This window comes from Streptomyces sp. NBC_01549 (genome assembly GCF_026339955.1).
Classification (GTDB): Bacteria; Actinomycetota; Actinomycetes; order Streptomycetales; family Streptomycetaceae; genus Streptomyces.
In genome coordinates, this window is the sequence record NZ_JAPEPW010000001.1 from 4696109 (window position 1) to 4707871 (window position 11763).

Below are 11763 nucleotides of genomic sequence, written 5' to 3' on the forward strand. Positions count from 1 at the left end.
ATCGCTCTCTTCGGCCGACGCGGCCTCCGCGCCGACGGATGCCACGCGGAGCATCCGGCACTCCCGGAGCCGCCGAGCCGTGCACGCCGCCTCGGGAAAGCGGCTCGGCAGCGCGCACCCCCGGGAGGAAGGGCCGACGGATCTGCGGCTCGTGCCACCCGCGCTCGCGGCTTGGGTGACGGCGGCGGTGACAGTGGGCGCCCCGCCCGGACCGGTCACAGCCGTGGTGGTGGGCTGCCTGGTCGTGGCCGGTGCGTTGTTGGTGGTGGGTCGGATCAGGGTGCGCGGCGCGACGGCGTACGGCGCACTACGGTCCGGCGCGTGGCCGCGGGTCTCCGTCGCCGCCTCGCTGCTCTGTGTCGCGGCGGCCGCCGCCTCCGCGGGGCTGCACGGGGCGGATGTGCGCCGCGGCCCGATCCCCGCCCTGGCACGGCAGTACGCCCAGGTGACCGCCGAAGTGGAGGTCACCTCCGACCCATGGCTGACCCGGCCCCGGATCAAGGGGGATCACGCGTCTCCCATGGCGGTACTGCTCGATGCGGAGGTCCGGCGTGTGACCCGGGCGGGCGGAGACGGGGCCGTGGTGACGACGCGTACGCCGGTGCTGGTGATCGTCGACGCGCGTTCGCCGAGGGGCTCGCCCCGGCTGCCCGGCGGGCGCTCGCCCTGGCTGTCGCTGCTGCCGTCCACACGGTTGCGGGTGGCCGCGAGGCTGGCTCCCGCGCTGTCGGACGGGGACCGGATCGCGGCCGTGCTGAGAGTGCGGGGGAGCGCGCCGCCGGAGGTGGTGGGCCCCCCGTCCGGGCTGCAGCGGTTCGCCGGCCGGTTGCGCGAGGGCCTGCGGCAGGCAACCGACGGGCTGGAGGTGGACCCGCGGGCGCTGCTGCCGGGCCTGGTCGTGGGGGACACCTCACGGGTCACACCCGAGCTGGACGACGCGTTCAAGGCGACGGATCTCACGCATCTGCTGGCTGTCAGCGGAGGCAATTTCACGATCCTGCTCGCCCTGTTCGTCGGACCGCCGGGTCTCGCTCAGCGCGCCGAGCGGCGTGGCCTGGCACCGAGGCTCGGCATCCCGCTGCGGGCCACCGCCCTGCTCGGTGGCGCGGTCACGCTCGGCTTCGTGATCGTGTGCCGGCCGGACCCGAGCGTGCTGCGGGCCGCGGCCTGCGGATCGATCGCGCTGCTCGCCCTCGCGACCGGCCGCCGCAGATCGCTGGTCCCCGCCCTGGCCACGGCCGTACTGCTGCTGGTGCTGTACGACCCCTGGCTGTCCCGGAGTTACGGCTTCCTGCTTTCCGTGCTGGCGACCGGCGCCCTGCTCACGCTCGCCCCGCGGTGGAGCGCGGCGCTCCAGAGACGCCGGATGCCGCCGCGCCTGGCCGAGGCTCTCGCCGCCGCGGGTGCCGCACAGGCCCTGTGCGCGCCGGTCGTCGCGGTTCTGTCGGCCCGGGTGAGTCTGGTGGCGGTGCCGTGCAATCTCCTCGCGGAGTTCGCCGTCGCGCCGGCCACGGTACTGGGGTTCGCGACGCTGGCGACGGCGCCGCTGGCGCCGCCCGTGGCCAAGGGGCTGGCGTGGTGCGCGAGTTGGCCGGCCGACTGGATCGCCGACATCGCCCGGACCGGCGCCGCGCTGCCCGGTGGGGGAGTGGACTGGCCTGCGAGCTGGCCGGGGGCGCTGCTGCTCGCCCTGGTCACGGCGGTCGTCGTGCTCGTCGGCCGACGGCTCCTGAGGCACCCTTGGTTGAGCGGGGCCTGTGTCGTGGTGTTCTTGCTGGTCGTGGTTCAGCCGGCCCCGCTCACCAGGGTGATCACGGGATGGCCGCCGCCCGGCTGGCGGTTCGCGATGTGCGACGTGGGACAGGGTGATGCGACGGTGCTCGCGGCGGGTGAGGGGACCGCGGTGGTGGTGGACGCGGGACCCGATCCGGCGCTGGTCGACCACTGTCTGACCACGCTCGGCATCACCCGGATCCCGCTCGTCGTACTGACGCACTTCCATGCCGACCATGTTGCGGGGCTGCCGGGGGTGCTGCGCGGGCGTGCGGTGGGGGCGATCGAGACGACGGGGTTCGCGGAGCCGCCGGACCAGGCCGAGTTCGTACGGAGGGAGGCGGCCGAACGGCATATCTCGGTGACGTCGGCCGTGGCGGGTGAACGGCAGCGCGTCGGAGGTCTCGACTGGCAGGTGCTGTGGCCGCCATCGAGCCCGGCACCCACACCGGACGGGCCGAACGACGCCAGCGTCGCCCTCCTCGTACGGTCGGCGGGGCTGCGGCTGCTGTTGCTCGGCGACCTCGAACCACCGGCGCAGCAGGCGCTGCTGAGATCGCCCGCGGCCGGGGAGCTGGCGGCCGTGGACGTGCTCAAGGTCGCCCATCACGGCTCGGCCTATCAGGATCCGGAGCTCATACGGAGGGCGGCCCCGCGGCTCGCCCTGATCTCGTGCGGCCGGGACAACCCGTACGGGCATCCCGCGCCCGGCACGGTCGCGGCGCTGCGCGCCGGGGGAGCCGTGGTGCTGCGGACGGACAGGGACGGGGCGCTGGCCGTCGTCGGCGCGGGCGGCGGGCTGAGTGTGGCGAGAGACTGAGGTCATGAATTCCGCACAGGCCGATGCCTACCTCCGTCGGATCGGGGCCCATCACCCCGCGTGGCCCACCTCGGGTGTGCTGCGCGAGTTGCACCTGCGTCATCTGAAGGCGGTGCCGTTCGAGAACCTGTCGATCCATCTGGGTGAGGAGATCGTGCTGGAGGAGAAGCGGCTGCTGGACAAGGTGGTGGGCGCGCGCAGGGGTGGCTTCTGCTACGAACTGAACGGCGCGTTCGGGGCGTTGCTCGGGGCGCTGGGCTTCGACGTCACGCTGCTCGCGGGACGGGCGTACGGGGAGGAGGGGCAGCTCGGGGTCCCGTACGACCATCTCGCGCTGCGGGTGCGGACGGTGGACGGGGGCGACTGGCTGGCGGACGTCGGGTTCGGGGCGCACAGCCACTATCCGCTGGCCTTCGGGGTGCGGGCCGAACAGGTGGATCCGGGCGGCACGTTCAGGGTGGTCGAGGCCGGGCCGGACTCGGCGGGGGTGCGGGGCGTCGGCGGGCGGCGGGAGGCCGAGGATCTGGACGTCATCAGGGACGGTGGTCCGCAGTACCGCCTGGAGGTGCGGCCGCGGGTGCTGGGGGACTTCGTCACCGGGGCCTGGTGGCACAGCACCTCGCCCAAGTCGCATTTCACGCGATCGCTGGTCTGTTCGCGGGTGACGGACGACGGAGGGCGGATCACGCTCAGCGGTCGGAACCTGACGGCGACGGCGCCGGACGGGACGAAGGAGGTGTCCGAACTCGCCACGGACGAGGAGGTGCTGGCGTTCTACCGGGAGCGCTTCGGGCTCGAGTTGGGCCGGGTGCCGGAGGTGCGGAAGGACTGATTCCGGCTCTTTGGGAGAGTGGTCGGTCGGAGGGGTCAAATAGGGTTACTCGTGCGTAGTCCCAGCACATGTGCTGGATTCCCGTGATGTGGCCCCGAGTTGCCCCGAAAGCCGCACCAGTGGTCGAATGCATCTTCGACAACAGGTGCTTTCAAGTCGTGCGGGGTGTCGTGGATGATCGGCCGCTGGTGGGGAAACCGAACGGATCGGACGCAGCGGACGGGTCCTCTCGCCGCGGTGCAGACGCCGCCCAGTGCCGGGGTGCTGAGCTGCCGGGTGCTCGACCCGGTCAACGAGCCGGTGCCGCACGCGGAGTTCGCGGTCAGTGACGCCATGGGGCGCAAGGTGATGGGCGGGGGAACGGACCCGTTCGGGTCCTTCGTGGCGACGGTGCCGGCGGGTGAGTACCGGCTCGCGGTGTCGGCGGAGGGGTACACGCCCTACCGTGCGAACGCGGTGGTCGGGGAGAACGCGCTGGCCTCGCTCGGTGATGTGACGTTGCAGGTGGCCCAGCCACCGGTGTTGCCGCAGCCGGGCGACTGGGAGATCGAGCCGATGCACTCGTCGATCGGCTTCACCGCGCGGCACATCGGACTGGCCAGGATCCACGGGCGGTTCAACACGTTCGCGGGGGCGATACGGATCGACGAGGGCGTGGAGCGGTCGGCGATGCATGTGGTGATCGACGCTGCGTCCATCGACACCAACGTCAAGATGCGCGACGACCATCTGCGGTCCGCGGACTTCCTGGACGTGGCGCGCTTTCCGACGCTGGAGTTCTACAGCGAGCGGTTCGTGCACCGGGGCGGCAACCGCTGGGCGGTGACGGGGGCGCTGTCGCTGCACGGGGTGACGCGTACGGTGACGCTCGACACGCAGTACCTCGGGCTCGGCCACGGGATGGAGAGCGAGGTGCGGGCGGCCTGCCGGGCCACGACCGAGCTGCACCGGGACGACTTCACGGTGAGCTGGCAGACGATGCTCGCGCGCGGCATCGCGGTGGTCGGGCCGAGCATCAGGATCGAGCTGGACGTGCAGATCGTCCAGAAGAGCTGACCCCGGCGTCGGCGCTGTCCGGCGTGGCGGAAAATGTCCTCGTGAGCGATGTGAGACATGTGCTGGTACTGCCCGACCGTGATGCCGCGGAAGAGGCGGTGGAGGCGATCGGGGACCGGTTCGGGCTCGACGAGGAGCCGCAGCTCGTCAGGGACGCGCTGGCCGGTGAGGACGATGCCGAGGACGCGCAGTGGCTGGTGGTCCTGACGGATCCCGGGGAGCGGCTCGATCCGAAGGAGCTGGACGAGTTCGCGCGGGAGTGGGACGGCTGGCGCGAGGAGCCGTAGCGCTCCGCCGGGGGGCGGGGAGTGCGGGTGGCTTGCCGAGGCGGGGAGCCGCGGGTGGTTCGCCGGCTCGGGGGTCTGGAGGTGGGGCGGGGCTGGTCGCGCGGGTCATCGTGCGGGACGCCTTGTCACTCAGCGGCGGAGCCACGACCGTCAAAACCGCCTACGAGTATCAATGTCAGTGGCGCGTGGGATGCTTTCGGTGATGGCCAAGAAGACCGCTCAAGACGACCCTCTCGCCCCCGTCACGCTTGCCGTGGGCCAGGAGGACCTCCTGCTCGACCGTGCCGTGCAGGAGGTGGTGGCCGCCGCCAGGGCCGCCGACGCCGACACGGACGTACGAGACCTCACTCCGGACCAGTTGCAGCCCGGCACGCTGGCCGAACTCACGAGTCCCTCGCTCTTCTCCGAGCGCAAGGTCGTGGTCGTACGCAATGCGCAGGATCTGTCGGCCGACACCGTCAAGGACGTGAAGGCGTACCTGGACGCGCCGGCCGAGGAGATCACCCTGGTGCTGCTGCACGCCGGTGGGGCCAAGGGCAAGGGGCTGCTCGACGCGGCGCGCAAGGTGGGGGCGCGGGAGGTGGCGTGCCCCAAGATGACGAAGCCGGCGGACCGGCTGGCGTTCGTGCGCGGGGAGTTCCGGGCGCTCGGGAGATCGGCGACGCCCGAGGCCTGCCAGGCGCTGGTCGACTCGATCGGGAGTGATCTGCGGGAGCTGGCGTCCGCGGTGTCGCAGCTGACCGCGGATGTCGAGGGGACGATCGACGAGGCCATCGTCGGGCGGTACTACACCGGGCGGGCCGAGGCGTCGAGCTTCACCGTGGCCGACCGGGCCGTGGAGGGGCGGGCCGCGGAGGCGTTGGAGGCGTTGCGGTGGTCTCTGTCGACCGGCGTCGCGCCCGTCCTGATCACCAGTGCGTTGGCTCAGGGGGTGCGGGCGATCGGGAAGCTGTCCTCCGCGCGGGGCGGTCGGCCGGCCGATCTTGCCCGTGAGCTGGGGATGCCGCCGTGGAAGATCGATCGGGTGCGGCAGCAGATGCGGGGGTGGACGCCGGACGGGGTCGCGGTCGCCCTGCGGGCGGTCGCCGATGCCGATGCGGGGGTCAAGGGTGGGGGAGATGATCCTGAGTACGCGCTGGAGAAGGCGGTCGTGGCGATCGCTCGGGCGGCTCGGTCTCGTCGGGGCTAGCGCCCGGCTGGACTGAGTCTGGGTGGGCTGAGCCAGAGTGGGCTGAGCCCGGGTTCTCTCGCCCCCGCCGCCCCTACCCGGTCCCATCCCCGACCTGGGGGCTCCGCCCCCAGGCCCCTGGGGTGCGATCTTCGGCCGCGGGCCGGTGGGGGCTGGTCGCGCAGTTCCCCGCGCCCCTCGGGCGGGGCCTCGCCCCGATTCCCGTTTGTCCGCCCCCGGACGGGGCTTCGCCCACGCCGAAGGCCCCGTCCGTCCTCCTGGGGAAGGAGGGGAACGGGGCCTTCGGTTCACGATGGTGGATCCACGCCCGCGTGGCGAACGCAGGCCGCGCGTGGGTCCGGGGGTGCCGGGCAGGAGCGGAAGAGAGGGCCCGCTGGGTCCTTTCCGGCGGTCAAGTCAGGGGTTGAGCCCGATAGGGCCCAGCCGACTCAGCCCTTGAGGGAAGAGACCTTCGAAGCAAGCGCCGACTTCTTGTTGGCGGCCTGGTTCTTGTGGATGACGCCCTTCGAGACGGCCTTGTCGAGCTGGCGCGACGCAGCGCGCGTGTACTCGGTGGCCTTCTCGACGTCACCCGCGGCAGCGGCCTCGCGGGCCTTGCGGATCGCGGTCTTCAGGGAGGACTTGACCGACTTGTTGCGCAGCCGAGCCTTCTCGTTGGTCTTGATCCGCTTGATCTGGGACTTGATGTTCGCCACGAATGAGCCTTTACAGGTTCAGGCGCGCGAGACAGCACGTCTCGCTCGCCGTTTGATTTCCTTGGGCTGTGCCTCCTGCAGAGAGGGCACGAGACACAGCCACCCAGGCTACCAGTAGCCGCACGACCGGCCCAAACCGGTCGCAGCTCCCCACCCGTGGGACCATGGAGCCTACGTATCGATCCGACCCGAGGCGACAGGCGCCTCAAGAGACAGGACCCTGCGTGCCCGCGACCCCTAACAATGTGCCCGAGCCGAGCCGTACCGCCCCGGCTCTGATCCGCAATTTCTGCATCATCGCGCACATCGACCACGGCAAGTCCACGCTCGCCGACCGCATGCTCCAGCTGACCGGGGTGGTCGAGCAGCGGCAGATGCGTGCTCAGTACCTCGACCGCATGGACATCGAGCGCGAGCGCGGCATCACGATCAAGTCCCAGGCGGTCCGGCTGCCCTGGGCCCCGACGGAGGATCCGGGCAACACCCACATCCTCAACATGATCGACACCCCCGGGCACGTGGACTTCACGTACGAGGTGTCCCGGTCGCTGGCCGCCTGCGAGGGGACCGTTCTCCTCGTCGACGCCGCCCAGGGCATCGAGGCGCAGACCCTCGCCAACCTCTACCTGGCGATGGAGAACGACCTCAAGATCATCCCCGTACTCAACAAGATCGACCTGCCGGCCGCGCAGCCGGAGAAGTTCTCGGAGGAGCTCGCCAACCTCATCGGCTGTGACCCCGATGACGTGCTGAAGGTCTCCGCCAAGACGGGGCTGGGTGTCGAGGCCCTGCTCGACAAGGTGGTCGCCGAGATCCCCGCCCCGATCGGCGTCCAGGATGCCCCCGCTCGTGCGATGATCTTCGACTCCGTCTACGACTCCTACCGCGGTGTCGTGACGTATGTGCGTGTCATCGACGGGCAGCTCAACAAGCGTGAGCGGATCCGGATGATGTCCACCGGAGCGACCCATGAGCTGTTGGAGATCGGCGTCTCGTCCCCCGAGATGACGCCGGCCGACGGGCTGGGCGTCGGTGAGGTGGGCTACATCATCACCGGTGTGAAGGACGTCCGGCAGTCGAAGGTCGGTGACACCATCACCACCCTCAACAAGGGGGCGACCGAGGCGCTCGGTGGGTACAAGGACCCCAAGCCCATGGTCTTCTCCGGGCTCTATCCGCTGGACGGGTCCGACTACCCCGAGCTGCGCGACGCCCTCGACAAGCTGCAGCTCAACGACGCCGCGCTCGTCTACGAGCCGGAGACCTCCGCCGCGCTCGGCTTCGGTTTCCGCGTCGGTTTCCTCGGGCTGCTGCACCTCGACGTGATCCGGGAGCGGCTCGAGCGCGAGTTCGGGCTCGATCTCATCGCCACCGCGCCCAACGTGGTCTACCGCGTCCTCATGGAGGACGGGGCGGAGCACGTGGTCACCAACCCGAGCGAGTTCCCCGAGGGGAAGATCAGTGAGGTGTACGAGCCCGTCGTGCGCGCCACGATCCTCGCGCCCTCCGAGTTCATCGGCTCGATCATGGAGCTGTGCCAGACCCGGCGCGGCACCCTGCTCGGCATGGACTACCTGTCCGAGGACCGGGTCGAGATCCGGTACACGCTGCCGCTCGCCGAGATCGTCTTCGACTTCTTCGACCAGTTGAAGTCGAAGACCCGGGGTTACGCCTCGCTCGACTACGAGCCCACCGGTGAGCAGACCTCCAGCCTGGTCAAGGTCGACATCCTGCTGCACGGCGACAAGGTGGACGCCTTCTCGGCGATCACCCACAAGGACGCTGCGTACGCGTACGGTGTGCGGCTCGTCGCCAAGCTGCGCGAGCTGATCCCGCGGCAGGCCTTCGAGGTGCCCATCCAGGCCGCCATCGGGTCGCGCGTCATCGCGCGCGAGACCATCCGCGCCATCCGCAAGGACGTCCTCGCCAAGTGTTACGGCGGTGACATCTCCCGTAAGCGGAAGCTGCTGGAGAAGCAGAAGGAGGGCAAGAAGCGGATGAAGATGGTGGGCTCTGTGGAGGTTCCGCAAGAGGCCTTCATCGCCGTGCTGTCCAGCGACGACAGCGGTGGTTCGGCCAAGGGCAAGAAGTAACGGCGCTCGCCTCGGAAAGCCGGGCGCAACAGGGGCCCGTCGCGCGAATGCGCGGCGGGCCCTCAGTATGCGAACGGTCGCTCTCTGTAGCAATTGAACCCGCCCCAGCCGAAGCAGGGGATTCCTGGTTCACGCTGCTCGGCCGCTCAGCGAACGGTCCAGTCTCACGCGATCAACACCAGCCGGGTTGGAACCAGCCCGGTTGACATCAAATGTCAAGGATTAGCGCGCGCTTGGCTCTCGCGACGCACTGGGCGCAGCGTACGCGGTCCGCAGATGAAGAATCCGGGGGATTCGCAAGATCGCGGACCGTGGCCTCTTACGTAGGGGCCGGTCGCGCTTTACTCTGATCCCTGCTCGATGGTTACTCGCGAGTTAAACAACAGCCGAACCAGCCAGCCGCACAGCAACAGTCAACAGTCGGTCGAGCCAGACGCACGTACTGTCGCGGGCCCCGGAGGATGTCGTGAGCGACACACAGACCCTGATCGAGAACCGTCCGCCGTCCGTGGCGGCCCTCTTCCTGGAGCGCGTGGCAGCCACGCCGGACGCCGAGGCCTACCGCTACCCGGTCCCGCCTGCCTCGGGCGAGGGCCCGGACGAGTGGAAGTCACTGAGCTGGGCGCAGGCCGCCGAGCGGGTCTACGCCATCTCGGCCGGACTGATCGAACTGGGCGTCCAGCCGGAGCAGCGCGTCGCGCTCGCCTCCTCCACCCGGGTCGAGTGGATCCTCGCCGACCTCGGCATCATGTGCGCGGGCGCGGCCACGACGACGATCTACCCGCAGACGAACGCCGGGGAGTCCGCGTTCATCCTCTCCGACTCCGACAGCAAGGTCCTGATCGCGGAGGACGCGGCTCAGCTCGCCAAGGCGCGGGAGAAGCGCGCCGAGCTGCCCGCACTCACCCACATCGTCGTCATCGACCCGGCCGGCGTCGAGACCGGTGACGGGGTGCTCACCCTCGCCGAACTGGAGACGCGCGGTGCCGCGTATGTGGAGAAGAACCCCGAGCTGATCAAGGAGCGCGTCGGCGCGATCACCGCCGACCAGCTCGCCACCCTCATCTACACCTCCGGCACCACCGGCCGCCCCAAGGGCGTCCGCCTCCCGCACGACAACTGGTCGTACATGGCGAAGGCCATCGCCGCGACCGGGCTGCTCGGCCCTGACGACGTGCAGTACCTGTGGCTGCCGCTCGCCCACGTCTTCGGCAAGGTGCTCACCTCCGGCCAGATCGACATCGGGCACGTCACCGCCGTCGACGGCCGTGTCGACAAGATCATCCTGAATCTGCCGGTCGTGCAGCCGACGTACATGGCGGCCGTCCCGCGCATCTTCGAGAAGGTCTACAACGGGGTCGCGGCCAAGGCGCGGGCCGGCGGCGGTGCCAAGTACAAGATCTTCCAGTGGGCCGCCGAGGTCTCCCGCGAGTACGCGAAGGCCAGCCAGGACAACTTCCGCCGTACCGGCACGGCCTCCGTCCCCTTCGGGCTGGGCGCCAAGCACAAGGTCGCGGACGCGCTCGTCTTCGCCAAGATCCGCGAGGCGTTCGGCGGCCGGCTGCGTGCCTGCGTCTCCGGCTCCGCCGCGCTCGCCCCCGAGATCGGCTACTTCTTCGCGGGCGCCGGCATCCACATCCTGGAGGGGTACGGCCTCACGGAGTCCTCCGCGGCCTCCTTCGTGAACCCCGGAGAGGCGTACCGCACCGGCACGGTCGGCAAGCCGCTGCCCGGCACGGAGGTGCGCATCGCGGACGACGGCGAGATCCTGCTGCGCGGCCCCGGCATCATGGAGGGCTACCACGGGTTGCCCGAGAAGACCGCCGAGGTCCTCGAATCCGACGGCTGGTTCCACACCGGCGACATCGGCGAGCTGTCGCCCGACGGGTACCTGCGCATCACCGACCGCAAGAAGGACCTCATCAAGACCTCGGGCGGCAAGTACATCGCGCCCGCCGAGGTCGAGGGCCAGTTCAAGGCCGTCTGTCCCTACGTCTCCAACATCCTCGTGCACGGCGCCGACCGGAACTTCTGCACCGCCCTCATCGCCCTGGACGAACCGTCCATCCTGGAGTGGGCGAAGGAGAACGGGCTGGAGGGCAAGTCGTACGCCGAGGTCGTCGCGGCCCCCGCCACGGTCGCCCTCGTCGAGGGGTACGTCAAGGAACTCAACGAGGGGCTCCAGCGGTGGCAGACCATCAAGAAGTTCCGGTTGCTGCCGCGGGATCTCGATGTGGAGCACGGGGAGATCACGCCGAGTCTGAAGTTGAAGCGGCCGGTGGTGGAGCGGGAGTACAAGGCGTTGATTGAGGAGATGTACGCGGGTTCTCGGGAAGCGTGAGGCTGTTCGTTGTCGGCTGCGGGTGAGTGGGGGCTGGTCGCGCCCACGCGGCGGAGCCGCATATGTCGCGGCCCCGCGCCCCTAAAGGGCGCGGTTGCGGCCCAGCCCTGCCACCAGGCTCTGCAGTTCTCGGACCTGCCTCCGTAGGTCGGAAACGTCCGGGGGGTCCTCGGACGACAAGCGCTTCTCCAAGGCCGCAAGCCGCGTGCTGATCTGGGCCGCATGAGTGTGTTCCTGGGTCAGCAGGCGTTCCAGTTGCTGGTTCTTGCGGTGGAGGTCCAGGAAGACCGTGACCTTGGCGCGCAGGACCCAGGGGTCGAACGGCTTGGTCAGGTAGTCGGCGGCGCCGGTGGCGTAGCCGCGGAAGGCGTAGCCCGCGTCGGCGTCGGTGCCGGTCAGGAAGATGATCGGGACGTCCTTGGTCTGGTCGAGCCGCTTGATGTTGGCGGCGGTCTCGAAGCCGTCCATGCCCGGCATGCGGATGTCCAGGAGGACGACGGCGAAGCGTTGCCTGAGCAGTGCCTTCATCGCCTCCTCGCCCGAACGCGCACGTACGAGCGGCTCGTTGAGGGACCCCAGGACGGCCTCCAGCGCGATCAGGTTGTCCTCCATGTCGTCGACCAGGAGGATGCTGGCGCGCTCGTAGGTCGTTTCCTCAGCGCTCATGGTGACTGTCC

General features: G+C 70.0%; 9 protein-coding genes. 7 read left to right on the forward strand and 2 right to left on the reverse strand.

The annotated features are described in order from the left end of the window. Positions 1 to 79: 79 nt before the first annotated feature. The 5 genes from OG819_RS20850 to holA all read left to right on the forward strand — a co-directional run bounded on the left by OG819_RS20850 (position 80) and on the right by holA (position 5957). A complete protein-coding gene (locus OG819_RS20850; RefSeq protein WP_266650810.1) occupies positions 80 to 2593 on the forward strand; it encodes a ComEC/Rec2 family competence protein in 2514 nt (837 codons plus the stop codon). Positions 2594 to 2597: 4 nt separating this feature from the next. After that, a complete protein-coding gene (locus OG819_RS20855) occupies positions 2598 to 3425 on the forward strand; it encodes an arylamine N-acetyltransferase (protein ID WP_266624665.1) in 828 nt (275 codons plus the stop codon). 174 nt (positions 3426 to 3599) lie between these two features. Beyond that, entirely contained in the window at positions 3600 to 4481 is an 882-nt protein-coding gene (locus OG819_RS20860; RefSeq protein WP_266650811.1) for a YceI family protein, read from the forward strand. A gap of 41 nt (positions 4482 to 4522) precedes the next feature. Next, positions 4523 to 4768 (forward strand): hypothetical protein, encoded by a 246-nt coding sequence (locus tag OG819_RS20865; protein WP_266414026.1) that lies wholly within the window; start codon positions 4523 to 4525, stop codon positions 4766 to 4768. Positions 4769 to 4970: 202 nt separating this feature from the next. Continuing rightward, positions 4971 to 5957, forward strand: a complete 987-nt coding sequence (holA, locus tag OG819_RS20870) for a DNA polymerase III subunit delta (RefSeq protein WP_266624663.1) — start codon at positions 4971 to 4973, stop codon at positions 5955 to 5957. Positions 5958 to 6385: 428 nt separating this feature from the next. Here the strand turns inward: holA and rpsT are convergent, their stop codons facing one another. Beyond that, a complete protein-coding gene (rpsT, locus tag OG819_RS20875; protein ID WP_054231951.1) occupies positions 6386 to 6652 on the reverse strand; it encodes a 30S ribosomal protein S20 in 267 nt (88 codons plus the stop codon). 224 nt (positions 6653 to 6876) lie between these two features. On the opposite strand from rpsT, the gene lepA reads away from it, so the two are divergent. Together lepA and OG819_RS20885 are read left to right on the forward strand one after the other, a co-directional pair. After that, a complete protein-coding gene (gene lepA, locus OG819_RS20880; RefSeq protein ID WP_266414027.1) occupies positions 6877 to 8745 on the forward strand; it encodes a translation elongation factor 4 in 1869 nt (622 codons plus the stop codon). 466 nt (positions 8746 to 9211) lie between these two features. Continuing rightward, positions 9212 to 11086: a long-chain fatty acid--CoA ligase gene (locus OG819_RS20885; protein WP_266624662.1), complete on the forward strand. Its 1875-nt coding sequence runs from the start codon at positions 9212 to 9214 to the stop codon at positions 11084 to 11086. A gap of 81 nt (positions 11087 to 11167) precedes the next feature. Here the strand turns inward: OG819_RS20885 and OG819_RS20890 are convergent, their stop codons facing one another. Then, on the reverse strand, positions 11168 to 11752 hold the full coding sequence (locus OG819_RS20890) for a response regulator (RefSeq protein ID WP_266650812.1): 585 nt from the start codon (positions 11750 to 11752) through the stop codon (positions 11168 to 11170). Positions 11753 to 11763: the final 11 nt, after the last annotated feature.

Coding starts and splice junctions, on each gene's coding strand:
- OG819_RS20860 (WP_266650811.1), top strand. CDS start 3,600: ATGATCGGCCGCTGGTGGGGAAACCGAACGGATCGGACGCAGCGGACG.
- OG819_RS20890 (WP_266650812.1), bottom strand. CDS start 11,752: ATGAGCGCTGAGGAAACGACCTACGAGCGCGCCAGCATCCTCCTGGTC.
- OG819_RS20855 (WP_266624665.1), top strand. CDS start 2,598: ATGAATTCCGCACAGGCCGATGCCTACCTCCGTCGGATCGGGGCCCAT.
- holA (WP_266624663.1), top strand. CDS start 4,971: ATGGCCAAGAAGACCGCTCAAGACGACCCTCTCGCCCCCGTCACGCTT.